The organism is Pseudomonas sp. MTM4, assembly GCF_019355055.1.
Lineage (GTDB): Bacteria > Pseudomonadota > Gammaproteobacteria > Pseudomonadales > Pseudomonadaceae > Stutzerimonas.
In genome coordinates, this window is record NZ_CP048411.1 from 3,058,259 (window position 1) to 3,083,883 (window position 25,625).

The window sequence follows — 25,625 nt, forward strand, 5'->3', positions numbered from 1 at the left end:
CAACCGGGCGGATGATATGCTTGCCCGCCTCATCGCACTGCCCTCCTCTTGCCAAGGTGATCTCGTGAACGACCGAACCGAAGCCGTCAAAGCCTACCTGCTCGATCTGCAGGATCGTATCTGCACCGCGCTGGAAGCCGAGGATGGCGGTGCCCGCTTCGTCGAAGACGCCTGGACCCGCCCGGCCGGCGGCGGTGGGCGGACGCGAGTGATCGAGAGCGGCGCACTGATCGAAAAAGGTGGGGTGAATTTCTCCCACGTGCACGGCAGCGGTCTGCCGCCTTCGGCCAGCGCGCATCGCCCCGAGTTGGCCGGGCGTGGCTTCGAGGCACTGGGCGTGTCGCTGGTGATTCACCCGAACAACCCCTACGTACCGACCTCCCACGCCAACGTGCGCTTCTTCATCGCCGAGAAGGACGGCGAAGAACCTGTTTGGTGGTTCGGCGGTGGCTTCGACCTGACGCCGTACTACGGCTTCGATGAAGACTGCGTGCACTGGCACCGGGTCGCCCGTGACGCCTGCGCGCCCTTTGGCGCCGATGTCTATCCGCGCTACAAGGAGTGGTGCGACCGCTACTTCCACATCAAGCACCGCAACGAGCCGCGCGGCGTCGGCGGGTTGTTCTTCGACGACCTCAACCAGTGGGATTTCGACACCAGCTTTGCCTTCATGCGCGCCGTCGGCGATGCCTACCTGGACGCCTACCTGCCCATCGTGCGCAAGCGCAAGGCCACGCCCTTCGGTGAACGCGAACGTGAATTCCAGTTGCTGCGGCGCGGCCGCTACGTGGAATACAACCTGGTCTATGACCGCGGTACGCTGTTCGGCCTGCAATCGGGCGGGCGCACCGAGTCCATCCTTATGTCGCTGCCGCCGCAGGTCGCTTGGGGCTACGACAAGCACCCCGAGCCCGGCACGCCGGAAGCGCGGTTGACCGAATACTTTCTACAGGACCGCGACTGGCTCGCCGACGCCTGATTTTCTTGAGCTTGTCACTCGCAGTTTGGAGCTTATTCATGGACCGCTATGGCGTATTCGGCAACCCCATCGGCCACAGCAAGTCGCCGCAGATTCATCGCCTGTTCGCCGAGCAGACGGGTCAGTCGCTCAGCTACGAGCCCCTGCTGGCGCCGCTGGACAATTTCGCTGGCTATGCCCGTCAGTTCTTCACCGATGGCCGCGGCGCCAACGTCACCGTACCCTTCAAAGAAGACGCTTATCGACTGGCCGATCAACTGACCGAACGCGCACGTCGCGCTGGTGCGGTGAATACGTTGCTGAAACACGACGATGGCCGGCTGCTGGGCGACAACACCGACGGCATCGGTCTGGTGCGCGATCTGCTGGATAACGCTGGCATCGCTCTGCAAAACAAACGCATCCTGCTGCTGGGCGCTGGCGGCGCGGTGCGTGGCGTGCTCGAACCGCTGCTGGCTCAGCGTCCCGGCGCACTGGTGGTCGCCAATCGCACCCTGGCGAAGGCCGAGCGGCTGGTCACGGAGTTTGCCGAGTTGGGGCCGATAAGCGCGAGCGCCTTCGAGCAGTTGGAGGGCCGCTTCAATGTGATCATCAATGGCACCTCGGCCAGTCTCGGTGGCGAACTGCCGCCGCTGGCCGACGGCCTGATCGATGCCGGCGAAACCTTCTGCTACGACATGATGTATGGCGCCGAACCCACACCCTTTTGTGAATGGGCCGCAGCACGCGGCGCGGTCACTCGCGATGGGTTGGGCATGCTGGTCGAACAAGCTGCGGCGGCCTTCGAGCTATGGCGTGGTGTGCGCCCGGAGTCGGCGCCGGTGCTGGCTGAGCTGCGTCGCCAGCTCGCGGCCTGACGGTGCGCACCAGTCTGTAGGAGGCGCGCCTCGCGGCGAATCCGGAACGTGCACCAACACAAGAGCAAAAGCTTCGCCCCGAGGCTGGGCCTCCTATTAAAAGCAACTTGCCCGAGCCCCGCGGCGAATGCACGCCAATGGAACGACACGACTTCAGGTAAGCGCTCCGAGAGCCGTCACCGCTTCAGGAAACAGGCTTCAGATTAGATACGAAAGCGGATTTCCTGACGCACATGCTGCGGGTTTTCCAGCTCGTCGACCATGCCTGCAGCGATGCGTCGTAGCCGCACGCGACGGTCTTCGGCGTCCATCCCTTCGAGATTGGTGAAGTCTTCGATCGACAAATCCTCACCCGCGCTGTCGGCATCCACCAGGGTCCATTTCAGCGAATGCTCGGCGGCGAGTATTTGCAAGGCGGCCGTGACTTCTGGCTCATCGGCATGGGCGGTAAAGTCGGCCACCAGCAGCAGGCGTTCGACGCCCACCTCACGTAGCCCTGACAGCAACGTCTCCACCGCCTGATACAGATCCTGCGGCTGCCCCACGACGGCGGCGCCTGGAGCGGTGGGAACCGAGGGGCTGTCGAACAAGCAGATCACCCCATGCATGCCGGCGACACTGCGCGCCACGCTGGCAGCATCGAACAGGTCGCCGGGCTTGGCCCGCAGTCCGGGACGAGCGGTCATCGAGTTGAGGTCGTTGACCAGCGCCACGGCTTCATGCTGTCGGCTCAGCAGCTCGCACAACAAGGCGTTGCCCAGGCTGGAATGCGCCCCGTACAGGGCGAACTTGAGGCGCGGCGTCTCGGCGTTGAGCATGAGCGGATGCCTCTAACGACTAGCGACGTGTGGCCAGATAGCCGATCAGCGCCACTGCACCGGCGGCCAGCGCCAGGGTGCTGAGCGGATGTTCGCGTACGCAATCCTTGGCCAGGCGGCTGGCTTCGCGGCCTCGCTTGGACAGATCACGATAGTGCGCGTCCAAATCGGCGTCGTGCCACAGCGACTCGGCACGCGAGCGCAGGGAATCGAAGCGATGCCGTGAACCACGGGTCGCATCGTGCTTGAGCTCGTCGAGGGCGGTCATGAGGTTGTGGATTTCACGCTCGATTTCGTCGCGTGTGGTGGGCTTGCTGAAGCGGGACATAATCGGTCCTCCCCGTTTGAATGTGCTGTTTGGACCCCATGGCCGGGCGAAGGTGCACCCTCCCGGCGACGTCCTGGTAGGTAGCGGACCAGCAGCATCCGCGCGGGTTCCCGTCCGTCGGGCTGATTGGTTGGCTGTGCCACGCTGCCGATAGCGAGGGAAGCGCCCACCCGACTCCAAGCGAGGCTCGCAATGTTCTTCTACACTCAGCAGCGCTGCGTTGAGCATCGCCACATGCGCGGTTTCGCAAGCGCAGCGGTATACCCGCAACCTGGTGGTAACGGTGCTGAACGTGCAGAAATATAAGGCGCGGTTCGGGTTTATCTATAAAATGCGCGCCGCGTCTGTCGGCCTCGGCGCGCCTCTCTTCAATGCCAATTCATCGGTGTCCATTTTGAAATTTCGTCAATCCATCCTCGGCCTGCTGTTTGCTTGCGGCAGCGTCATCGTGTCTCCAGCGGTCAGCGCTGCCCCACAATCGACCGTGCAACAGGAGCTGGCCTCCAGCAGCGCCCTGCTGATCGATCTCAACAGCAACGAAGTGCTCTATTCGAGCAATCCCGACTGGGTGGTGCCCATCGCTTCGGTGACCAAGCTGATGACGGCGATGGTCGTGCTCGATGCCAAGCTGCCTCTCGATCAGCGACTGCCCGTCACCATCCGCGATGCGCAGGAAATGCAGGGCGTGTTCTCGCGGGTGCGTATCGGCAGCGAGATCAGCCGCCGCGAGATGCTGCTGTTGACTCTGATGTCCTCGGAGAATCGCGCTGCCGCGAGCCTGGCGCATCACTATCCGGGCGGTTACGCCGCGTTCATCCAGGCCATGAACGCCAAGGCGCTGGCGCTGGGCATGACCCACACGCGCTATGTCGAACCCACCGGCCTGTCCGAGCAGAACGTCTCCAGCGCCAATGATCTGGTCAAGCTGCTCAAGGCCAGCCAGGGCTATCCGCTGATCGAACAGTTCAGCACCACCGGCGAAAAGACCGTCGCGTTCCACAAGCCCAACTACACCCTCGGTTTTCGCAACACCAACGCGCTGGTGCGCAAACCCGACTGGAGCATTCAGCTGACCAAGACCGGCTTCACCAACGCCGCTGGACACTGCTTGGTAATGCGCACCGTCATGGATCAACGCGAAGTGGCCTTCGTCGTGCTCGATGCCTTCGGCAAGTACACCCACATGGCCGATGCCAGTCGTCTGAAGAAATGGCTTGAGACCGGCAAGGTCACACCGGTGGCGCCCGCTGCGCTGGCTTACAAGCAGCAGAAGCAGGCCGCGCGCCAACTGGCCGGGCAACCTGGCGATGCGGCGGCGGCGGTAGCCGGCGCGCGTTGAAGCGCCGCATCAGAAGGCGCTCGTAGAAGCGAATTGCCTTGCAAGCCGGGCGGCACGGCGCGGTGTTTGGCGAGCAAGCTCGCTTCTACGACGAACTTATACGCCGCGTGTCCGTCCTTTAGCGCATCGATACATCGTGCAATGCAACGATGCCGGTGCGTCCGACTCAAACGACTACATCGTCCCTCAGCGCACCGGGAAACGAACGTCGCTATGAGCACACCAGACAGCAGCTACATCGAATGGCTGGAAAGCCAATCCATGCTTCGTACCGCCCGCGAGCGGGCCCGTCTCTATGCCGGGCAGGCCCGGCTCTGGCAGCGCCCCTATGCGCAGGCGCGGCCGCGCGATGCCAGCGCGATTTCCTCGGTATGGTTCACCGCCTACCCTGCCGCCATCATCACGCCGGAAGGCGGCTCGGTGCTGCAGGCGCTGGGCGACGACCGCCTTTGGAGTGCCCTGTCCGAACTCGGCGTGCAGGGCATTCACAACGGTCCGATGAAACGCTCCGGCGGTCTGCGCGGGCGTGACTTCACCCCGACCATCGACGGCAACTTCGACCGCATCAGCTTCGATATCGACCCCAACCTCGGCACCGAGGCGGAAATGCTGCAGCTCAGCCGCATGGCCGCCGCGCACAATGCCATCGTCATCGACGACATCGTCCCGGCGCACACCGGCAAGGGCGCTGATTTCCGCCTGGCCGAGATGGCTTACGGTGACTATCCGGGCCTGTACCACATGGTCGAGATCAACGAGGAAGACTGGCCTTTGCTGCCTGAGGTGCCCAAAGGGCGCGACTCGGTCAATCTCGCACCGCCGGTGGTCGATCAGCTCAAGGACAAGCACTACATCGTCGGCCAATTGCAGCGGGTGATCTTCTTTGAACCGGGGATCAAGGACACCGACTGGAGCGCCACCGGCATCGTCACTGGCGTGGACGGCAAGCGCCGCCGCTGGGTGTACCTGCATTATTTCAAGGAAGGCCAGCCGTCGCTGAATTGGCTGGACCCGACCTTCGCCGCCCAGCAACTGATCATCGGCGATGCCTTGCATGCCATCGACGTGTCCGGCGCGCGCGTGCTGCGCCTGGATGCCAACGGCTTTCTCGGCGTCGAGCGCCGCGCCGAAGGTACCGCCTGGTCGGAGAGCCACCCATTGTCGGTCACCGGCAACCAGCTGATCGCGAGCACCATCCGCAAGGCCGGCGGCTTCAGCTTCCAGGAGCTGAACCTGACCATCGACGATATCGCCAGCATGTCCCACGGCGGCGCCGACCTGTCCTATGACTTCATCACCCGCCCCGCCTATCACCACGCGTTGCTGACCGGCGACACTGAGTTCCTGCGGCTGATGCTGCGCGAGGTCCACGCCTTCGGCATCGACCCGGCCTCGCTGATCCACGCGATGCAGAACCATGACGAGCTGACCCTGGAGCTGGTGCATTTCTGGACGTTGCACGCCTACGACCATTACCACTACCACGGCCAGACCTTGCCGGGCGGCATCCTGCGCGAGCACATCCGCGAGGAAATGTACGAGCGCTTGACCGGCGAACATGCGCCCTACAACCTCAAGTTCGTCACCAATGGCGTGTCCTGTACAACCGTGAGCGTAATCACCGCCGCGCTGGGCATTCGCAACCTGAATACCATCGGCGCGGCCGAGATCGAACAGATCCAGCGCCTGCATATCCTGCTGGTGATGTTCAACGCCATGCAGCCGGGCGTGTTCGCCCTCTCCGGCTGGGACTTGGTCGGCGCCCTGCCGCTGGAAGCCGAGCAGGTTGCACACCTGATGGGCGACGGCGATACCCGCTGGCTGCATCGCGGCGCCTACGACCTGGCCGACCTCGCACCCGAGGCCGAAACTTCCACTGAAGGCCTGCCCAAGGCACGCTCGCTCTACGGCAGCCTGGTCGAACAGTTGCAGCGCCCGGGCTCCTTCGCCTGTCAGCTCAAGCACATCCTCAGCGTCCGTCGCGCCTACGACATCGCTGCGAGCAAGCAGATCATGATTCCCGACGTCCAGACACCGGGGCTGCTGGTCATGGTTCATGAACTGCCGGCTGGCAAGGGCGTACAGATTACCGCACTGAATTTCAGTGCCGAGCCGATCAGCGAAACCCTCTGCCTGCCCGGCATCGCGCCCGGTCCGGTGGTGGACATCATCCATGAGCGGGTCGAGGGCGACCTGACCGACAACTGCGAAGTGACCCTCAACCTCGATCCCTATGAAGGGCTGGCGTTGCGCGTGGTGAGTGCGGCTTCGTCGGTGCTTTAACGGAGGGTGGCGGCTGACTGGCCCTTCGCCGCGCTGAACGGCGCGGCTATAGTGCGCGCCGTCCGGCACCATTCGGTGCCGTCTGCATCTCTGATCCGAGAGCCATTCGCGTGCCGTTCACCACTGCCCTTCGGCTGTTCCGCCAAGTACTGCTTGGCGCTGCCTGCTTCTGTGCCACCGCAGCGTTCGCCCAGACCGCTTGCCCGCCTGGCGAACAACCTCTCTGCCTCGGCGGTTGCGTCTGTCTGCCCGGCTCGCCGCGCGATACCGAAGCGCTTTACGAACAGGTGCAATGGCTGGCGGCCGCCGGGCTGGAAACCTGGATACGCCAATCCCGTGACCAGCTGGCGCTACAGGAGAGCCGCCCGATACCGCTGCATATCCGCTCGCAGCTCGAATCGCGCTTCGATCTCGCTGTGCTGGAAACAGCGCGCTACCGGGTGGGCGATGACGCCGTGCTCAACGCCGCCAATACGCTGCTGCAACACCCCGACGTTACCGCCGTGACGCTGATCGACATCATCGTCTTTCGCAACGAGGCCGACGCCCTCGACAACGTCGCGCTATGGGCTCATGAGCTCAAGCACGTCGAGCAATATCTGCAATGGGGCGTCGGCGAGTTCGCCCGGCGCTACACCCGCGACCATCGCAGCGTCGAACGCCCGGCCTATGCCTTGCAGATTGAAATTGAACGAGAGCAGACGCCTGCCACTGCAACCGGCACGCGCCAGTAATCAAGCGAAGCCGCACAACATTCGCCATGGGCGTCACCAAACAGTCGGTTCGTCGGCTGCGCAAGGAATACCGGAACCATCTTCACGTTACCCCTCTCTGCTGAACAGATGGGTCGTCACGTCCAAGGCAGCGTTGCGGCCGATACCGGCTCGATTCACACAGCGAGGGGAGCGACGAACAACGCATTCGTGAAAAGACATACGAAATCTGGGAGGCCAAAGGCCGACCGGAAGGATAGGAAGGAGAACACTGGGCGCAAGCAGAGGCGAGATGGAGCCCTTCTACAAGGAAGGCGATGCCACGGCCGGCAGTGTAGAAAGCAGTGTCGCGATTCCTATGCCCAAGTCTTCAGACGAGCAAAAGTAGGCTACTTCCATGCGAGCCTGCGCCAAGCGGGCTCGCATCCTGCCTAGCCATACGTTTGATAATCCTAAAAATAAGTAGTGATTCATCGGGGGCGACGCTTTGCTCGTCAAACGCATTGGTAACGTGGCGCGCACGCGTCTGGAATTGCGCACACGGATCACAAACAAGCCGCTCGGCTTAAGCCAAATGCGGCCACCACGGACGGGGCGTCCGGCCCGTCACCATGGAAGGTAAAGATGGCCCGCTTCTCTCCCATTTGGTCGTAATGCCAGTCCCGTGGCGGCAACCGGACCGGCGCGGTCGCCTGGGCATAGGCCCGTCGATCAGCCGCCGCGGTACCCTGCCACGGCCTTAAACGCCCTTTTCATTCGGCCCCGGCACATTCACCCCGTCCAGCGTGGAACGGCTTTCGCCCGCGCCATCGGTAATCACGCTAAAACTGCCATCGGTCTCCAGCACCACCGCCTCGATGCCATCCAGCGCGGCCAGCCCCTGACTGCGCGCCGCGGCACGCACCTCGTCCTGGGTCACCCGCGCCGCGCGCAAGGCGTCGCCGAGAAAGCGGCCGCGATAGAACAGAAGCGCCGGCTCGCCTGTCACCGTACGCCGCACCCAAGCCACCCGCACGCTGGACCAGGTGACCACATACTGCAACCCAATCAACAGCGCGAAGGCCAGCACCCCCTCGGCCAGCGACACATTGCGATTGAGCAGAATCGTCGCAAAGGTCGACCCCAGGGCCACCGTTACCACCAGATCGAACGCATTCATCTTCGACAACGTCCGCCGCCCCGACAGGCGCAACAACAGCACCAGGCTGATATAGGCCAGCACGCCGACTACCAGCGTGCGTATCAGCGTCGTTGCGCTACTGAAAAACATGCCTTCCACGATTACCTCCGCAAGTGAGTCATGCAGGAGTGGACAGGGCTGGCGGGCGGAAAGTGCAAATGGCGCGAATGACCGCGCGTCAGGAGCCGACGTGAAAAGTCGGGATTAATCCATCGCCTGCTTTACCCGTACGTAGGCAGTGGTTAATGTGCCATCACGCGCAGCAACTGCGCACTCGTTCACGGTTCCGCTGCGACGCTACGATCTGCACCGGTCCGCTCCAAGGAAGGTTCAGATGGCCCGCTTTTTCCCTGTCCGCTCACAGTGCCAGTTCGACACCCCCGGCGAGCGTCGCTTCGCCGAGCGGCTGGAGAAGCTACTCGAAGACGACTACCTCTGCTGGAGCAACGTTCCGGTTGGGCCCAAGGCGCGCTATCCCGACTTCGTCGTGCTGCACCCGCGCCGCGGCATTCTCGTGCTGGAGGTCAAGGACTGGAAGCTCGCCACTATCCAGAGCATGACCCACGGCAAGGTCACCCTGCATACCTCAAGCGGCTTGAAGACCCAGCCGAACCCCATGCTGCAGGCGCGCTCTTTCGTTCTGGAAGTCGACCTAGCGCTAAAGAAAGATCCACTGCTGCGCCAGAGCAAAAGCTCACCCCGGCCGGGCGAATTGATCATGCCGTGGGGCTGGGGCGTGGTGCTCACCAACATTACCCGCCGCCAGTTCGAAGGGACCGACCTGCACGATGTGCTCGACCCGCAGCGCGTCATCTTTCAGGACGAGATGACCGAAACCGCCGACCCGGAAGCCTTTCAGCAGCGCCTCTGGAACATGTTCCCCCACGTCTTCCCCTGCACCCTGACGCTGCCGCAGATCGACCGCGTGCGTTACCACCTCTACCCCGAGGTTCGCGTCAGCGCCCTGCCCGGCCAGTTCGGCTTGTTCGCTGACAACGACGCGCCGATCCCCAGCCTCATGAAGGTCATGGACCTGCAGCAGGAACAACTTGCCCGCTCCCTCGGCGAAGGCCACCGCGTTATCCACGGCGCGGCCGGCAGCGGCAAGACCATGATCCTCGGCTACCGCTGCGAGCAACTGGCCAAGGTTTCGCCCAAGCCGATACTGGTGCTCTGCTACAACAAGTCCCTGGCAGGCCGGTTGCGCCAGGTGCTGGATGTGAAAGGCCTGGGTGAGAAGGTCAGCGTGCGCAACTTCCACGCCTGGTGCTCGGACATGCTCACCGCCTACCAGGTCGACAAGCCCAGCCCGCGGCTGCCGGTCGGCCAGAAGATGGAGCAGATGATTCAGTTCACCATCGACGGCGTCGACCGTGGCCAGATCCCGCGCGCGCAATACTCCGCCGTGCTGATCGACGAAGGCCACGACTTCGCGCCCGAGTGGTTCAAGCTCATCGTGCAGATGGTCGACCCAGCCACCAACTCGCTGCTGGTGCTCTACGACGATGCCCAGTCAATCTACCGTGGCAAGGGCAAGAAGGCCGGGCTGGATTTCAGCTTTGCCAGCGTCGGTATCCAGGCCCAAGGCCGCACCACCATCCTCAAGCTCAACTACCGCAACACGCTGGAAGTACTCTCGGTCGCCCGCGCCTTCGCCACCGAACTGCTCGCCGGCCGTGATGCCGGCGAAGACGGCGTCCCCATCATCGTCCCAGAAAGCGCCGGCCGCCGCGGTGCCTTTCCTGAACTCATTCACTGCGAAGGCCACTGGCAGGAATGGGACTGCCTCGTCACCCGCATCCGCGACGAACAGGCCAACGGCCGCGTACTCAACGACATGGCGATCATCTACCGCAACAACGCCCAGGCCGAAGCCGCCGAACGCGCCTTGGCCCAAGCGGGCATCGCCTACGCATCCGGCACCAGCTCCAAAGGCCGCGGCGAACTCTACGGCAGCGAAGACAGCGTCAAGATCGTCAGCATGCACTCCAGCAAAGGCCTGGAGTTCGGGCTGGTGCTGATTCCGGGGCTAGGGGACATGCCGAAAAAGGGCGAGACGGAAGCGGATGAGGCACGGTTGTTGTATGTGGCAATGACGCGGGCGATTGATCGGTTGGTGATGACGTATCAGGTGCATTCGGATTTTACGAGACGGGTGCAGGATGCGATTGGTGGAGTGGGGGAGCGGGTTGGGTTGGTACAGGAGGGTTGTGCGTGAGCCTGCGCTATCCAATGGCCCGTTGCGCTCATAGCATGTCCATGATGACTTACGGTGTGTTATGCACCTATTGGCGTCTGATTATAGTTAGGCAACCTACTTCCCCGAGATCATAAAATGACAGGCGTATCAATCACTTGGTTATTAGTTACTACAATTGCACTTTTCAGTCTTGCCGTATGTGCCCCGTCTGGCACAAAGAATGCGATCAACTCAGCAATCTCAAAGGAGCTCTACTGGGCTGGTGCATATCTATCTCTAACCTCAGCCCTGCTTTCAATTTTGCTTTGGATTTGGCAAATCCCTTTAGGAGCCGTATTTGGAGTCGCCTTCGAGAGTTTCTTTAATGAGATTTTACCGACCTTTATTTCAACAATATTTGGGGCATTTCTCTGGATACTACTCTCACTTGCGATTCAAGAGAAATCAAAAATTGGTTTCACCCTGCTGTCCCTAGGGTATTGTTTGCTAATGACTGGCTTAAATTACATGCCTTTTTTACAAGCCACTGTCTATGAATTTTGTCCTCTTGCCGGCAGCAGAGATGAGGCTGTAGACATTGTTGCATCTATATTTCTTTCTGCGACCATTGCAGTACTTAGCTACTTATACAAAAAGTATCGCAATCGCCTAACTAGTGGTTCAAGTCCGCTCGCTTCGTTCACTCGGGACGGGCGAAAGCCCGCCCCTTAACCAAACGTTAGTTGCCCGACATCCAGACAGAGAGAGCCATGGATAGACTTATAGAGTTAGTGCTAACCAGCCAAGCGCTTCAATTGGTAGTAATTGGTGTTTTTTTGTTAATTGCCGCTATGCTTTTGATTTTGTTTGTTCAATACAATATCGATAGGGCTAAAGGACGGCACGCTAAGTTCCTCTGGTTTGAGGTAAATGCTATGCCGCCTCAGTCCGCTAAAGAGGAAAAGACAGCTCATCACCCTAATATCACCGGTAAGAATATCAACACGGGACAAAATTACGGAGAGATTGGCGACAAATACACCGGGCTCAAACAACGCGAGGTTACACAAGAAGATGTGCAGTATCTGGCTCAAGAGATTGAGAAATTCTCGAATAGATATTCGGAAAAATTAAATCGATCTCATATTACGCTGGGCTATCCAGGTTGCAAAGAGACAACCAACTTGGCAGGCCAAGTTTATCTCGTACTGCAACGCATGGGCTTCAACAAGATAGAGATATGTACCTTACAAACGTTTGGTGTGGCTGGTAGGAAGTTCGGAGTTTCAAACGCTCCTGATAACTCAATCATGATTGAGATATTTCCGGCAGATAACGTGGAATAGCAACTATCAAACAATTGCAGCGGAACAAATGTCGCTGCGCGAAATTCGTCCGCTGAATTTGGCGTTAGAGATCACAAGATGTCCCATGCCAAAGCCTCATTCGAGTACGGAATAAAAGATGCAGATGAGCTTCTGGCTCACTTCGACGCAATTAACACCAACCCTCCGCCACCGAATGCGGAGGTTCTAAAACGTGCAGGGCTGGTAATGGCGCTTACTGCATGGGAAACATACGTCGAGGATCGTGTAACCGAGGCAATGAACAAGAGGCTTGCAGCAGTTGCAGGAAGCTATGTTGGTGAGTTCATCCACAAGAAATTGCAGCAAGAGCTTAAGCAATTCCACAATCCTACATCCGATAAAACCCTACCATGAGTCTTTTGCAGCGCAGGGCTAACAATTCACTCAAGCCGACGCCGCTTCGCGGCGCGGCTTAATCCATTGTTAGGTCTCATCATGGATGATCGTGCATTTCAAAGCCATGAAATATTCCTGCAGAAGATTCCCGACACCTCGTCTCCGCCCAGTCATGAAAAAAGGGGACAGTTTTATTTTTGGGTTTGCATAGACGCTGAAGATAAACATTCAAGCCAAGCCCGACATGTACGTTTGAAGGAATTGCAGTGGAAGAAGCTGTTAGCGTCATCGTCGAATGGATGGGTAGCCGTCATGGCTTTTCTGATAGACGACCGCCGCCGTATGGATGGGTGTGGGTTGTCATAGTAGCTGTATGGATAGGCGGCTGGCTGACAGCCCAGGAGCTGAGGGGTAGAAAGGAACGGCTTGATAGCCAAACCACGTTGGCGCTGGTCGACCATGAGCTTTCCGCAACTGCGCTGGTGAAAAAGGACGGGACGTTAACCAAGCACTCAGCTCGCCTGAAATTCGATCAGCAGGCCTATGTATTGGACGTGAAGGTCACCGGCAGCACTACAGCGGTAAAGCTGATCCATGAAAGACTGGCCACGTTACCCGAGGTAGAAGCGTTTCTAAGCAGCGAAACGATATTCATCCTGTCAGATTTCAAGGCTACTACTCCCGCCTCGGTTGCTTGATCTTTCTGGCTGGCGGTGAGTCCCCAAAAAGCAGACCGCGGAAAAAGGGGACAGATCTATTAATCGCCCCTCCGCTGGAGGAAAGGGCGTTCATTCAACGCTACCTATCACTCTTACTTCAGGCACCCCGTTCGCTTAATCACGAGGTCTCATGACATGAACCAATCGTTTTCTGTGCTCCCCCAACGTTTTGTGATTGCACGGTTAGAGCCAAATACTGACCTGCCGAGTGCTGTGTTGGCATCACCAGATTTCTTTTCGATCACTCGGATGGGCGATGAGCTCTCGATTGTCTGCGCTGAGGGTGTCGCAACCGGTTCAACCCGAGTGGATGGGCCTTGGCGTGCGATCAAAGTACAAGGGCCGTTTGCCTTTGACCAAACAGGGATTCTGGCGTCCTTCCTTGATCCGCTCGCGGCTGCTGGCGTTGGCATTTTCGCGATAAGCACGTTCGATACGGACTACATATTGGTCAAGTCGGAGAATCTGGATAAAGCGGTAGACGCTTTGAAAGAAGCCGGACACCAGCTCTTGGGAGAATGAAGGTAAGAGGGCAGAGCGATCCGCCTGCCCGACGCTTGCCTAGCTACACCCCGTCACTTTGTTCGGCATAAATCAGTCTTCAATCCCAAGGTAAGAACCCATGCAGCTAACGTCACTCCTTGTCCCAACTTACACGCAGATGCTCAAGACACTCGCCGGGTGGCTGAGGAAAGCGCAGGCCCAGCTACCGGAAGCAGAGGCGCAGGCGCTGTTATCCGCGCGGTTGGCGCCCGACATGTATCCGCTGTCCACTCAGGTTCGCTTTGCCTGTGTCCAGGCGCGAGAGGCCATGTGTCGGTTGCGGGGCGAGGCGCTCCCGCCTGCTATCAACGAGCTATTGAACGAGGGGCGTCAGGCTGTCAAAAGCCCCGGATCGCTCGCTGAGGCCTATGCCCGGATCGATGAAACGGTCGCGCTGCTCAACCGCCTCGCAGCCGATGCGCTCGATGTAGAGGGGAATGAGCCCATCGCCCATGAACTCCCGAACGGGATGGTCTTGGATCTGACCGCAGACCAATACGCCCGTGACTGGACGCTGGGTCAGTTCTACTTCCACGTCATGACCGCCTATTCGATCTTGCGCAAGGAAGGCATCAATCTCGGCAAGGCGGACTACGTGGCGCACATGCTGCCCTATGTCCGTCCGGAAACGATTCCAAAGGGTTAACGAACCAATCCCGACCGAACGCCACTCCCCGAGGCGACCATGACTCAGATTGCCCAGACGCCTGCACCGCCGTACTACGCCGTCATCTTCACATCGCTTCGGGCCGAGGGCGATCAGGTACGGCGCGATGGCGGGCGAATGCTGGAATTGGCGGCATTGCAGCCGGGCTTTCTCGGCGTTGAGTCTGCCCGCGATGGTGTGGGAATCACGGTTTCGTACTGGGCGAACCTGAAGGCAATCGATCCGCTCTCTTTGTGGCTCAGCCGTTCGGCACGACCTCGTAGGGCGTATTGCTGAAAAAGATGTTGCGCCAGTCCGAGCGCCATTGAGGGATGCTCAGGGTAAAGCCTTGGGTGCGCTTGTCGAAGGCGATCCATGCCACGCCCAGGCTTTGGTTGTCTTCGCTCGTCCGCATGTCCACTGAGCGCGTGGTAAAGAGCGGGCTGCGAAATACTTTCGACCGGTCCGCACGGTCGACGATGCGCAGATACGACAGGCCACCACCAGGGACCAGCAAGCCCTGTACCGGCACGCTTTCGATTAAATGGCCACCTTGCGGGCTGACTTGCGAAACCGACGGCGGCGCGCTCAGCGCATCGCTCAGGCTCCAGCCAAAGAGCAGGGCGAGCGCGGCGAGAAGGCTGCATACAGCGAGAATGGCTTTGTTCATGTCAGTGTTTCGGCAGGGTGATGGCGGGCGTGCCAGGTGGCAAGGGTTCGCGTAGCAGATCGGAAAATACGCGGAAGTCTCCGCCTCGTTTGTATCTGGCCCGGTAGTCGGCGAAATGGCTGTTCAGCACAAGCATGTAGCGTTTGCGTTGCTCGTCTATGTAGCGCCTTTGGTTCTGCGCACTCATTCCGAACAACGACTGCTGCATGATGCCTCTGGAGACCGCATCGACGCCGGCATTGTGCGCGGTGGCCTCCAGCAGGCTGGGAGCGATACCTTCGAAGTTCCAGTAGCCCAGCGGCTGGCTGAACACCGAGCCATCGTCATTGAAGTCGTAGTTGTCCTCGGCATAGAACAGCAAGGTTTTCGGGCGAAACAGGATGCGATCTGCATGTACCTCTACGTCACCCTCGGCCGCGACCCGTAGGTTGAAGTCCGCCAGCGCTCCGCGCAGGTCGTTGAGGCCTTCGCGGCCATACTTGGAAAAGGTGATCGCGCGTGAGTTGAAGTAGCCGAAGCGCTCCACCGCGCTCGCCAGGTTCGGGAAAACCAGGGGATAGCAGCCGAGCCCCTTGTCGCCATAGTCCCTGAGCAGATGCTTGCGAATTTCACCCATAGCGGCGGTGTTGTTCCAGCTTCTGCGCAGCTCGGCGAGAACCGGCTGGACCTTGTCGAAACTGGTCACCCAGCTCATCTTGACGATGCTTTCCTCGATGTACGGCGCCGGCGGCCACTCGGCGTGTTCCTTGACCCGCTGCGACATGCCGCCATTTTCCGTTGGCCAGGGTTGCCCCTGAAACCAGTGGCGCATCAGCGCGGCGGAAACCGGCCAATCGATGGCATCCATGGCTGCCGGAATGTCGGTGATCTTGAATAGCCTGGCCTGAACGGGAGTGCCTTGCCTATTACTCGCAGGGCTCAGGTTCGATTGTGCGACGACTGGCTCCGTGCTCGACATGCTGCGCCCTCAGCCAATGTAGATTTCGGTTTGTGGCGCGAACTCGACGGACACGGTCTCGGCCGTATAGGCCGCGGCACGTTTGGTCTTGCCGTGCTCATCAGTGACCCCTTCGATGACTTTGCCGGAGGCCGTCTTTAGCTTGTAAGGGCGGTTGGCCAAAGGCAGGCCGGTATCGCTATCGCTGAGCACGAAATGCTCGTCCAGCTGGTTAGGCATCGGCGCTGGCGCGGTGAAGGGCGCCGGGCTCACTGACGAGCCGACCAGAATGTTGCCGGAGCCCGTCACGATACTGCCTCCGTGCGTGGTGGGGCTGCCGAGGAATGCAACCGGTTTGCCGTTGACCAAAATCGTGGCTTCGCCTGCTGATATCGCGCCGCCACAGCTACTGGCGTCACCGACTCGGGCAGCAGGTAGGTTGTTGAAAAAGACGTCCGGCGAACCAACGGCTATCGGGTTGGAACCGTGGCCGGGGATAGGGCAGGAGTGGGTGTCAGATAAGCGAGCAGCGGGTTTGGCCATACGAGTTCCCTTCGTAATCTGCGGGTGGCGGGTCAAGACCCTAACAAGCCTGGCGGAGCTCATCGACCTCGCCATCTCAAGGAAACCGACTTGTTAACGTTTTCGCCAGCTGATGGCACCGCCGAGGACGCGTTGCGTCTCTACCGAGAACCAACGGGAAGGGGACGGATTTATCTATCCGTTCTCTTCGCTTTGCTGGTCGCTTCAATCAAATCCAAACATCATTCACAGCGGTCCGCTCGTTGGTTTCATCGCCGGTATTCAAAACGCCCCTGGGCTCAATCAGCAGTAGCTTCGTCTCCCGCGCCGCGCTGGGTTTGTGCTCGATCCCTTTCTTCACCACATACATCTCGCCGGCGCTCACGGTGACGCCGCCGTCTCTGAAATGAATCACCAACTGGCCCTCCAGCACGATGAAGGTTTCGTCCGTATCGGCATGGGTGTGCCAGACGAACTCGCCCTCGAGCCGGACGATCTTGAACTGGTAGTCGTTCATCTCGGCCACGACCTTCGGTGCCCACTGCTCATGGAACAGTGTGTATTTCTGGGCGAAGTTGATGGCGGTATAGCTAGTGCGCGTCGTCTCTTGGGAATTCATGGTGTGGCTCGCTCTCGGTTGCGGTGAATGCCTGCCACGCTAGCGTCGCCCCTGACGTTCGTCTTGCATGATCGTGCAAGGTCCGCCTGTAACGGCTACCGGCGCCCGAGCATTTTCAGCCAGCGTGCCGGCGATATGCCGTAGGTTTGCGTGTACAGGCGGGTCATGTGGCTTTGATCGAAAAAACCGCTCTCCAACGCCGCATCGGTCAGCGACCGGCCCGCCACCAGCCGGTTGCGCACCGCCGCCAGGCGCCGTTGGGTGATGTAGCGATACGGGCTGGTGCCGTACAGCCCACGGAAATCCCGCGACAGGCTCCAGCGGTCGCGATCGCTTGCCAGTACCAGATCATCTAGCGTGATGGCATTGCCAAGGGCGTCATGAATGAACGTGCGTGCCCGTTCCGCCGCTGCGTAATCGACCGCCTTACGGCCACAACGCTTGCCAGCGGCGAACCTCAGCGCCTGCGCCAGATCGTAAATCGCATCATCTTCCTCCAGCGGATCGAGTGCGCTTTCCATGCTGTACAGCAAACGACTGGTTGCCGAAAACAGCCGAGCATCCTGCGACAGCCCGCCTGGTATGAAAGGCAACGGCTCGCCGCCCAGCACTTCTTGAATCAAGGACGGTTCGATGTAGAGCATTCGGTAATGGAAGCCGGCCTGGGTGCCCGCCTCGCCGTCATGGATCTCGTCTGGGTGCAGCACTATCGTGCCGCCCGGCAGGCTATGCCGTTTCGATTGCCGGTAATGAAAGCTCTGTACACCCGAAAGCGTACGTCCGATGGCATAGGTGTCGTGCCGATGGGGCGTATAGCCGTGCCCACGAAAGTAGGCTTCGATGCGCTCCATCTTCGTCGACGGGGTCGCTCGCGCAAGCCAGTCGCGGTCAGTGCTGATTCTGTTCATCGGTGACGCCATCCGAGTGCCGAGGGTGGAATATACCCATCGAGGCGGAAGAGGGTCTCGCACCCCTTTGCTTTCGCCAACCGCAACCGCGCTAAGCCCGAATAGCCCGAAACCGAACAGTCGATTCGTCGGCTGCGAAAGGAATACCGGAACCATCCCCACTCTACCTGCCTCTGCTGAAAAGCTGGGTCACGTCCTACGCAGCCAAGCGCTGCTAGCGAACGACGTTCCGGCTTAATCCGTATAAAAAGAGGTGACCAACATGAACGACGACGAACAACGTATTCGTGACAGGGCATACGAAATCTGGGAAGCCAAAGGCCGGCCTGAAGGCCAGGAAGGCGAGCACTGGAAGCAGGCGCGCGATGAGATGGAGCCCTTTTACAAAGAAGGTGATGCCACGGCTGGCAGCGTAGAAAGCAGCGTTGCGATTCCGATGCCGAAACCCTCGAAGGAGTGAGGTTTCCGCTGCCGAACGCCAGCATCGGCCGATAAAAGCAGCCGTCGACCCGCTCGGGCCGATGGCTGCCTCAGCGAACACAAACCCTATACCGTGCCTCGCGAGGGGTTGGCGCTGCGGTCGGCGCGCACTACCGTATTACGACGAGCCGCCCGTAAAGCGCGGCTGCTTTGCTTTTGGAGGAACACGAACTGATGTCTGTGCAAACCATGCGTCATGTAGATCATCGTCCGGGCGGCGATGCGGATTGCCTTCGGTTGGTCGAAGGATCGATCCCCGAGCCGGGTCCGCACGATGTGCTGATTCGGGTGGCCTACGCCGGCATCAATCGACCGGACGTATTTCAGCGCTCCGGCAGCTACCCGCCTCCGCCGGACGCCTCGCCCCTGCTCGGTCTGGAAATCTCCGGTGAAATCGTTTCCCTCGGCGCCGAGGTGAGCGGCCGGAAACTGGGCGATAAAGTCTGCGCGCTGACGCCGGGCGGTGGCTACGCCGAATATTGCGTAGCGCCGGCCGAACACTGCTTGCCCGTGCCCGCCGGGCTTTCCCTGATTGAGGCGGCGGCGCTGCCCGAAACCTGCTTCACCGTGTGGAGCAATGTGTTCGAGCGTGGCCGTCTGCAGCCCGGCGAAACCTTTCTGGTACATGGCGGCTCCAGCGGCATCGGCCTGACCGCGATCCAGCTGGCCAAGCAATTCGGTGCCACCGTATTCACCACCGTCGGCAACAGCGAAAAGGCCGAGGCTTGCCAGCGCGCCGGAGCGGATCGGGTCATCAACTACCACGAAGAGGATTTCGTCGAAGCCGTGGCGCAAGCCACCGATGGCAAGGGTGTCGACGTCATTCTCGACATGGTGGGCGGCGACTACACACCGCGTAACCTGAAATCGCTCGCTGTGGAAGGCCGGTTGGTGCAGATCGCTTTTCTCCAGGGTAGCCGTATGGAGCTGGACACCTCGGCGATCATGCGCAAGCGCCTTACCTTCACCGGCTCGACTCTGCGCCCACGCAGCCGCGCTGAGAAGGCGGATATCGCCAAGGCTTTGCACGAGAAGGTCTGGCCGCTGCTGGACCAGGGCCTATGCCACCCCGTCATCCACGCCACCTTCCCCCTCGAAGAAGCCGCCGAAGCGCATCGGCTGATGGAAAGTAGCAAGCATATCGGCAAGATCATGCTGAAGGTCGAGCCATAACTTCTGCGTCCCGGGTCGTGACGGTCCGTCCGAAAGCTTCGCCTGAGCCGGCCGTCGTCCGGCTGCGGTTGCGCACCGCAGCCGACAGTCGGCACGGCCGCTTCAATCTGCCGCTTCCAGCCCGTTTCGGCCCGTAAACCGGGTCGTTCCGCGCGGGTGGTACGGCTTATCGCACCGCACCTCCGAATACAGCGTCTGTCTCAGTAGAGGGTGCCCTCAGCGGGGGTCGATGCTGAAGCTAATGAAGCAAGAACTGGATTTCAAGGCGATATTCGAAGCCCTGCCCGTGCTCCATTTGGTCCTGTCCGCCAACCCGGAATTCACCATCGTGGCGGTCAGCGACGCCCATCTGCTTGCCATCAACAAGCGTCGCGAAGACTGCGTCGGCTGTTCGATATTCGACGTGTTCGGCAAGAATCCGGATGAGGCGGATGAGTTCGGCAGCTGTGCATTACGCGCCTCGCTGGATCGCGTCCTGGAAACCGGGATGCCCGACCGCATGGCGATTATCAAATACGACATTCCTAGCCCCGCGTCCGAAGGCCGAGGCTACGAAGAGCGTTACTGGAGCCCGATCAACCTTCCGGTCTTCGACAAAAAGGGAAAGATGTACTGCATCGTCCACAAGACCGAGGACGTGACTGAACGGCTCCTCAGCCGAGAAGAGTCCAGGCAGCGGATGGACTATCTCGACGAGCGCTTTCGCGCCGCGCTGCTGGCCTCCGGGACCGGCACCTTCAATTGGTACCTGCCGGACGGCATCCTTCACTTCGATAGCGCCATGGAGCGAATTTTCAATCTTCCGCTGAGCGAGAAGCTCGATACCGTCGAGGCCTTTCTGCAGCACGTTCACCCTGACGATCGACAGCGGATATGCCAGGCAATGGAGCATTACGCTGACCGTCAGGACTTCTCGGTGGAGTATCGTTTGGCGCGCTCAGGCCCCGAGCAATGGCTGGCGTGCAAGGCCAAGGTGTTTCGCAATGCGCTGGGCGATCCCACCCACGTGGCCGGGGCATGTACTGACATCAGTGCGCGCTGGCATGCCGAACAGGCCCTGCGCATCAGCGAGCACCGTTTGCGGCGGCTCAACGAGAATCTGGAAGCGCGAGTAGCCGCCGAAGTGGCCGAGCGCGGCAGAACCGAAGAAGCGCTACATCAGGCGCAGAAGATGGAGGCCGTCGGTCAGCTCACCGGCGGCATCGCCCATGACTTCAACAACCTGCTCACCGGCATCATTGGCAGCCTTGACCTCATGCAGCGGCGCCACCGCCGCGGTGAGCCGCTGGATCTCGACCGCTACATCAACGCCGCGGCCAGCTCCGCCCAGCGTGCGGCGGCCCTGACGCAACGGCTGCTGGCCTTTTCCCGTCGGCAGGCACTGGATCTCAAGCCAATCGACGTAAACCAGATGGTGGCCTCGCTAGAAGACCTGCTGCACCGCACCACAGGCGAAAACATCACCATCGTCACGGCGCTGGCCCCCGATTTGCGGCCCGCCTGCATGGATAGCAATCAGCTTGAAAGCGCCCTGCTCAACCTGGTCATCAACGCGCGGGACGCCATGCCTCACGGGGGCAAGATCACCCTCACGACAAGCAGCTTTCACATGGGTAAAAAGCCTCATCCGCAAAAGCGAGTTTTGGGCGAGGGTGATTACGTCCTTCTGACCGTAACCGACACCGGTACGGGCATGACACCGGAAGTCAAAGACAGGGCATTCGAGCCCTTCTACACCACCAAACCCATTGGTCAGGGCACCGGGCTCGGGCTGTCCATGGTGTACGGCTACATCAAGCAAGCCAAAGGCTATGTTCACATCGAATCCAAGCCCGGCAGCGGTACGAGCGTCTACTTGTACCTTCCCGTCTACAAAGGCGAGACAGCATCCGTGGCGGCGGAGCCGGAGTTGGCGACCCAGGGCATGGGCGAAACCATTCTGGTCGTCGAGGACGAACCCGTGGTCCGCTCCCTCGTGATCGAAGTGCTCGACGACCTGGGCTACCAAACCCTCGAAGCCGGCGACGCCTCAGAAGCCCTGCCCATCATCGAAAGCGCCCAGCGCATCGACCTGCTGGTCAGCGATGTCGGCCTGCCCGGCATGAACGGCCGCCAACTGGCAGAAATCGCCCGCCAACACCGCCCCGACCTGAAAGTACTGTTCGCCACCGGCTACGCCGAAAGCGCCACCGCCAGCGACTTCCTCGGCCAAGACATGGCTGTGATCACCAAGCCCTTCGCCATCGACGCCCTCGCCGCCAAGGTACGGGAAATGTTGGGGGTTCAGGCAGGTTAAGGTTTGCGCCCCGCCTCCCAGCGCTCCCCGCCCTCGCCATTCGCTAAGCGAAGCCGTGATTCGGTAGCCCCATAAAATTGGTGATTAAGCCTATCGGACGCTTTACCGAGTTTCACGCCGCCGGTAACGTGGCCGAACGCATGAGGATTGCGCGCCCAATCACACTCCCGCCTCGGCTTAAGCCCAACGGCCAGCACAACGGGCGCCACGCCCACACCAAGGACAGGTACAGATGGTCCGCTTTTCCCCCGTTCGGTCGCAGTGCCAGTTCTATACGTCTGCGAACGTCGCTTCGCCGAGCTGCTGGAAAAGCTGCTGGCGGACAATTACCGTTGCTGGAGCAATGTTCCGTCTTATCGCGACCCGATTAACCGCAAAAACTGCTGGACTCAAACAGACGTACTACATGGCGTATAAAATTCCTGGCGGTCACCGATGCCTCCGCATCTCTCGCAATAGAGCCGTAAGCACAGTGATAGAGAGAATGTTATACACCACGCCCGTCCGGCTACTTATACAACAACTGGTGTCTGATCGTAGTTAGACACCACGTCACAGGAGATAGCCATGGCCAAAAAAGTTAGAACAGAAGCAGAGCTCGGCGCCGCATTGAAAAATAACGAAGACTCTATTGAAATTGAAGGAGATCTTGCAAATAAAGCACTCAAAATACGAGCCACAGGAAAAGCAGCATGGATTGTTGCCATCGGCGCAATTGGAGTCGCAACCTATAGTGCATTTGCAACCCTCGGAACAGGTGGAGCAAGCGCCCCAGTTACTGCGACCACAGCTGGTTTCACAGCAGTAGCTGCCACCACAATACTTGGTGCCACTGTAACTTACTCCGCCATTGCTACTGCAATTGCAGCAGGAGGTGTTGGGGCACTAAATAGCCTTCGGAAATACAAACAAATCTCTTATGAAAATAACCGTCTCGTGTTAAGGCGGAAGTAGCGTCTAACAACTGGTTAAATCGCTCGCTTCGCTCACTAGGACGGGCTAAAGCCCGCCCCTTAACCAAACGTTAGGCCTCCTGCGAAAATATCACTCATCACCAAAGGACAGTAGATGAACTTGCCAATCAGAGCCCAAGACACTGCAATCAGCAAGCTGGGCGATACTTATGAAAATGTCGCAGGACCTGCACTTGTCGCACTACTGACGTTAATCAACCCTGCATTTGGTGCCTCAGCTGCAGCTATCGGTGTGCTTTTGTCCTACGGCAATTCACAAAGAGCAAAAATCAAACAAGAGTATCTAGCCAGTCAAATTACAAAACAACTTGAACAACATAAAAATAGCATTCACAACCTGAATGAAAATCTGCACGAAGCTGTTGTTCTAGCGATTCAAGGTGTTCAGTCAGCAGTAAGCACAGACAAAATAAACAGATTTGCAAAAATCATATCCGGCCACATCATACACAGCAGTTCTTGGGATGAAACAGCTACAGCACTTCGAGCAATAGCAAGCCTAGAAGACATTCACATCCAGATTATTTCAGAAGCATCACTACACATTAATACTGGTAAAGGACAAGCGAAATTCTACATAGAGACCCCAAACTTTCCAAAGCCAGGAATGATTGATGGTAGATCAACAGCTCCCACACTTAACATATTGACGCTACTTACTGGAAGAAGCCACACAGAAGTTGAGATGTTTTGTATGGAGCTAATGTCTAAAGGATTGCTGCACGACAACGGTCAAGGTTCGTTTGATAAAGGCCCAGTTTATACATTAACTCCAGCCGCGTTTTGGCTTCTTCAAAAAATAGAAAGCATGGAAAGTTAATATTCATGCTTCAGCTCTTAGCTGCCTAACAACTGGTTCAAACCGTTCGCTTCGCTCACTGGGACGGGCTAAAGCCCGCCCCTTAACTTAATCGTTAGGCCCAGGAGATAGGATGCCGTTAAACCACTCATCGCAGTATGCAGAGCTCACCGACGAGCACTTCCGAGCTATCGGCAAGCTCACAGTTGAGTGGTCGAATATTGAATTTCTACTTGGAAAATTGCTTTCTCGTCTATTGGTTACCTCGGTTTTCTTGGCACGCACCTACACTGATCATATGTCCGGAGCAAGGCGTCAAGAGGCCATCAGAGAAGCGTGCGAAATACATAGATATCGGTATGGTTATAAGCTGGTAACTGAAGCGCAGATCAAACAAATCCAAGCAATAAACAATCAGATCACACCACTTAGATCAACCAGAAATAAATTCGCTCATTTCTGCTGGTCACGGAGCAATGACTAAGAGATTTTAAATTTCTCTGGTGGCATTCCCAAGGGAAACCAGCATAGAAAAAGTTTTGTTTCTTTTACAGTGACCGAACTAGCCGAGTTTCACAAAAAAGCATATGCAATTGCTGATCTACTATCAGACGTAATCCAGAAACTTCCTGAAATGAAAGAGGAAGATTTAACTAGAAAAGTCACTAAGCGTTAGCCCGTCGGTGCAGCCCGAGCCTAACAAATGGTTCAAGTCGTTCGCTTCGCTCACTCGGGGCCGGCTAAAACCGGTCCCTTAACCAAACGTTAGCCCCGGAGTAGATATGAAGCGCAACTGGGACACAATCCGCGAAATCCTCACGCGACTTGAGGACCTTCCGGATACCGATTCCATGCTCGATCTTTCGGACTTTCCCGAGGATGGCAGGTATGAGTATTCGTATCACGTAGAACTGCTGATAGAGGCCGGGATTGTTGAGGGGCAGATGTCTCGAACACTTGGTCGCGGGCCTACACACTTCTTTGCAAGACGGCTCACTTGGCCGGGGCATGAGTTTCTTGATTCCATCCGGTCTGACACCGTTTGGAACAAGACTAAGAAAACATTTGCAGCAAAGGGTATCGACATGACATTTGACCTGGTCAGGTCGGTTGCGTCGGATATCTCATTGGCGCTCATCCGTGGAGCGTCCGGGGTCTAAAAGTTCATTAAAGCCGACGCCCACTTCGCGGCTCGGCTTAATACAGACGTTATGTAACCATGAGGAATATTGCATATGCCCTGGCACCATCCCCAGCAAATAGGCTCAAGACAATACACCTGTGGTCACTGCGGAAACATAGTTGCTTCAAATAGCGGATTTTTTTCGAACTCCAGTCAAAAAATATATATTTGTACTCACTGCGATCAGCCTACTCATTTCGACGGTCGCAATAAACAGTATCCAGATGTAGCACCTGGAAATGACGTAAATCATCTACCCGAAAATCTGGGAGCACTTTATAAAGAAGCAAGAAATTGTGTAGCGGCAACTGCTTATACTGGGGCTGTTCTACTATGTCGAAAACTGCTCATGAATATTGGCGTTGAGCAAGGTGCCGAAGAGGGGAAACCCTTCATACACTACATCAATTTTTTGGCTGAACAAGGCTATATACCACCTAATGGTCGGGGCTGGGTAGATCATATTCGACAAAAAGGAAATGAGGCGACGCATGAAATCGCACTTATGACTAAAGCAGATTGTGAAGACCTAATTGCATTTTCAGAAATGCTTATGAAATTCATCTATGAATTTCCAAACAAAATCCCACCCCGGTAATGCTTACATAACAATTGGTTCAGACCGTTCGCTGCGCTGACTGAAAAAGGGGACAGATTTATTTTTCTTCGTCATTCGTAAGAGTGTGTGTGAATGACGACAGGCGAGGGCGGGCGTTTAATAAAGACTCGGCGCCCGGCGCAACCTAATCGACAGGCGGGAGCAGACTCAGCGTGTGA

General features: G+C 58.4%; 27 protein-coding genes and 2 pseudogenes. 21 read left to right on the forward strand and 8 right to left on the reverse strand.

Features of this window, described 5'->3' with window-relative positions; all coding sequences use genetic code 11:
* The first annotated feature begins 64 nt into the window (after positions 1-64).
* On the forward strand, positions 65-979 hold the full coding sequence (hemF, locus tag GYM54_RS14130) for an oxygen-dependent coproporphyrinogen oxidase (RefSeq protein WP_181099167.1): 915 nt from the start codon (positions 65-67) through the stop codon (positions 977-979).
* Positions 980-1,017: 38 nt separating this feature from the next.
* Entirely contained in the window at positions 1,018-1,836 is an 819-nt protein-coding gene (aroE, locus tag GYM54_RS14135; RefSeq protein WP_181099169.1) for a shikimate dehydrogenase, read from the forward strand.
* Positions 1,837-2,039: 203 nt separating this feature from the next.
* On the opposite strand, the gene GYM54_RS14140 is transcribed toward aroE, so the two are convergent.
* Positions 2,040-2,654: an NAD(P)-dependent oxidoreductase gene (locus GYM54_RS14140; RefSeq protein WP_181099171.1), complete on the reverse strand. Its 615-nt coding sequence runs from the start codon at positions 2,652-2,654 to the stop codon at positions 2,040-2,042.
* 19 nt (positions 2,655-2,673) lie between these two features.
* Positions 2,674-2,982 (reverse strand): YqjD family protein, encoded by a 309-nt coding sequence (locus GYM54_RS14145; protein WP_131649176.1) that lies wholly within the window; start codon positions 2,980-2,982, stop codon positions 2,674-2,676.
* Between the two features lie 394 nt (positions 2,983-3,376).
* Here GYM54_RS14145 and pbpG point away from each other — a divergent pair, with 394 nt between their 5' ends.
* The 4 genes and pseudogenes from pbpG to GYM54_RS14165 all read left to right on the forward strand — a co-directional run bounded on the left by pbpG (position 3,377) and on the right by GYM54_RS14165 (position 7,705).
* On the forward strand, positions 3,377-4,321 hold the full coding sequence (pbpG, locus tag GYM54_RS14150) for a D-alanyl-D-alanine endopeptidase (protein ID WP_181099173.1): 945 nt from the start codon (positions 3,377-3,379) through the stop codon (positions 4,319-4,321).
* A 213-nt stretch (positions 4,322-4,534) separates the two neighbouring features.
* On the forward strand, positions 4,535-6,604 hold the full coding sequence (treS, locus tag GYM54_RS14155) for a maltose alpha-D-glucosyltransferase (protein ID WP_197444792.1): 2,070 nt from the start codon (positions 4,535-4,537) through the stop codon (positions 6,602-6,604).
* A gap of 110 nt (positions 6,605-6,714) precedes the next feature.
* Positions 6,715-7,338, forward strand: coding sequence for a DUF4157 domain-containing protein (locus GYM54_RS14160; protein WP_181099177.1), 624 nt, complete (start codon positions 6,715-6,717; stop codon positions 7,336-7,338).
* A 185-nt stretch (positions 7,339-7,523) separates the two neighbouring features.
* Positions 7,524-7,705 (forward strand): annotated as a pseudogene (locus tag GYM54_RS14165) (DUF2934 domain-containing protein).
* A 351-nt stretch (positions 7,706-8,056) separates the two neighbouring features.
* On the opposite strand, the gene GYM54_RS14170 reads toward GYM54_RS14165, so the two are convergent.
* The gene (locus GYM54_RS14170) at positions 8,057-8,596 is read right to left on the reverse strand and encodes a DUF421 domain-containing protein (protein ID WP_197444793.1); all 540 of its coding nucleotides are present in this window, start codon (positions 8,594-8,596) and stop codon (positions 8,057-8,059) included.
* A gap of 235 nt (positions 8,597-8,831) precedes the next feature.
* Between GYM54_RS14170 and GYM54_RS14175 the strand changes: the two genes are divergently transcribed.
* The 8 genes and pseudogenes from GYM54_RS14175 to GYM54_RS14210 all read left to right on the forward strand — a co-directional run.
* Complete coding sequence (locus GYM54_RS14175) at positions 8,832-10,715, forward strand: 3'-5' exonuclease (protein ID WP_197444794.1); 1,884 nt, start codon at positions 8,832-8,834, stop codon at positions 10,713-10,715.
* Positions 10,716-10,832: 117 nt separating this feature from the next.
* Entirely contained in the window at positions 10,833-11,408 is a 576-nt protein-coding gene (locus tag GYM54_RS14180; RefSeq protein ID WP_181099181.1) for a hypothetical protein, read from the forward strand.
* A gap of 38 nt (positions 11,409-11,446) precedes the next feature.
* A complete protein-coding gene (locus GYM54_RS14185; RefSeq protein ID WP_181099182.1) occupies positions 11,447-12,022 on the forward strand; it encodes a hypothetical protein in 576 nt (191 codons plus the stop codon).
* A 78-nt stretch (positions 12,023-12,100) separates the two neighbouring features.
* Complete coding sequence (locus GYM54_RS14190) at positions 12,101-12,397, forward strand: HEPN domain-containing protein (protein WP_231752147.1); 297 nt, start codon at positions 12,101-12,103, stop codon at positions 12,395-12,397.
* A 248-nt stretch (positions 12,398-12,645) separates the two neighbouring features.
* Positions 12,646-13,077, forward strand: coding sequence for a hypothetical protein (locus tag GYM54_RS14195; protein ID WP_181099183.1), 432 nt, complete (start codon positions 12,646-12,648; stop codon positions 13,075-13,077).
* 156 nt (positions 13,078-13,233) lie between these two features.
* Positions 13,234-13,620, forward strand: a complete 387-nt coding sequence (locus tag GYM54_RS14200; RefSeq protein WP_181099184.1) for an ACT domain-containing protein — start codon at positions 13,234-13,236, stop codon at positions 13,618-13,620.
* Positions 13,621-13,720: 100 nt separating this feature from the next.
* The gene (locus tag GYM54_RS14205; protein ID WP_181099185.1) at positions 13,721-14,287 is read left to right on the forward strand and encodes a DUF1993 family protein; all 567 of its coding nucleotides are present in this window, start codon (positions 13,721-13,723) and stop codon (positions 14,285-14,287) included.
* A gap of 39 nt (positions 14,288-14,326) precedes the next feature.
* A pseudogene (locus tag GYM54_RS14210) lies at positions 14,327-14,527 on the forward strand (antibiotic biosynthesis monooxygenase); the annotation flags it as partial.
* 19 nt (positions 14,528-14,546) lie between these two features.
* On the opposite strand, the gene GYM54_RS14215 reads toward GYM54_RS14210, so the two are convergent.
* The 5 genes from GYM54_RS14215 to GYM54_RS14235 form a co-directional block, all read right to left on the reverse strand.
* Positions 14,547-14,957, reverse strand: a complete 411-nt coding sequence (locus GYM54_RS14215; RefSeq protein WP_181099187.1) for a hypothetical protein — start codon at positions 14,955-14,957, stop codon at positions 14,547-14,549.
* A 1-nt stretch (position 14,958) separates the two neighbouring features.
* Positions 14,959-15,915: a DUF6402 family protein gene (locus tag GYM54_RS14220; RefSeq protein WP_197444795.1), complete on the reverse strand. Its 957-nt coding sequence runs from the start codon at positions 15,913-15,915 to the stop codon at positions 14,959-14,961.
* A 9-nt stretch (positions 15,916-15,924) separates the two neighbouring features.
* Positions 15,925-16,437 (reverse strand): PAAR domain-containing protein, encoded by a 513-nt coding sequence (locus tag GYM54_RS14225; protein ID WP_181099191.1) that lies wholly within the window; start codon positions 16,435-16,437, stop codon positions 15,925-15,927.
* A 208-nt stretch (positions 16,438-16,645) separates the two neighbouring features.
* Positions 16,646-17,035, reverse strand: a complete 390-nt coding sequence (locus GYM54_RS14230; RefSeq protein ID WP_197444796.1) for a cupin domain-containing protein — start codon at positions 17,033-17,035, stop codon at positions 16,646-16,648.
* Between the two features lie 95 nt (positions 17,036-17,130).
* Complete coding sequence (locus GYM54_RS14235) at positions 17,131-17,943, reverse strand: AraC family transcriptional regulator (protein ID WP_197444797.1); 813 nt, start codon at positions 17,941-17,943, stop codon at positions 17,131-17,133.
* Positions 17,944-18,205: 262 nt separating this feature from the next.
* On the opposite strand from GYM54_RS14235, the gene GYM54_RS14240 reads away from it, so the two are divergent.
* The 7 genes from GYM54_RS14240 (at position 18,206) to GYM54_RS21750 (ending at position 25,446) form a co-directional block, all read left to right on the forward strand.
* The gene (locus GYM54_RS14240) at positions 18,206-18,403 is read left to right on the forward strand and encodes a DUF2934 domain-containing protein (protein ID WP_131649191.1); all 198 of its coding nucleotides are present in this window, start codon (positions 18,206-18,208) and stop codon (positions 18,401-18,403) included.
* A gap of 194 nt (positions 18,404-18,597) precedes the next feature.
* Positions 18,598-19,596 (forward strand): NAD(P)H-quinone oxidoreductase, encoded by a 999-nt coding sequence (locus tag GYM54_RS14245; protein WP_181099199.1) that lies wholly within the window; start codon positions 18,598-18,600, stop codon positions 19,594-19,596.
* Positions 19,597-19,837: 241 nt separating this feature from the next.
* A complete protein-coding gene (locus tag GYM54_RS14250; RefSeq protein WP_197444798.1) occupies positions 19,838-21,892 on the forward strand; it encodes a PAS domain-containing sensor histidine kinase in 2,055 nt (684 codons plus the stop codon).
* A gap of 567 nt (positions 21,893-22,459) precedes the next feature.
* On the forward strand, positions 22,460-22,846 hold the full coding sequence (locus GYM54_RS14255; RefSeq protein ID WP_181099203.1) for a hypothetical protein: 387 nt from the start codon (positions 22,460-22,462) through the stop codon (positions 22,844-22,846).
* Positions 22,847-22,960: 114 nt separating this feature from the next.
* Positions 22,961-23,686: a hypothetical protein gene (locus tag GYM54_RS14260; protein ID WP_197444799.1), complete on the forward strand. Its 726-nt coding sequence runs from the start codon at positions 22,961-22,963 to the stop codon at positions 23,684-23,686.
* A gap of 761 nt (positions 23,687-24,447) precedes the next feature.
* Positions 24,448-24,825, forward strand: a complete 378-nt coding sequence (locus tag GYM54_RS14265) for a DUF2513 domain-containing protein (protein WP_181099207.1) — start codon at positions 24,448-24,450, stop codon at positions 24,823-24,825.
* Between the two features lie 75 nt (positions 24,826-24,900).
* Positions 24,901-25,446 (forward strand): DUF4145 domain-containing protein, encoded by a 546-nt coding sequence (locus tag GYM54_RS21750; protein WP_231752148.1) that lies wholly within the window; start codon positions 24,901-24,903, stop codon positions 25,444-25,446.
* Positions 25,447-25,625: the final 179 nt, after the last annotated feature.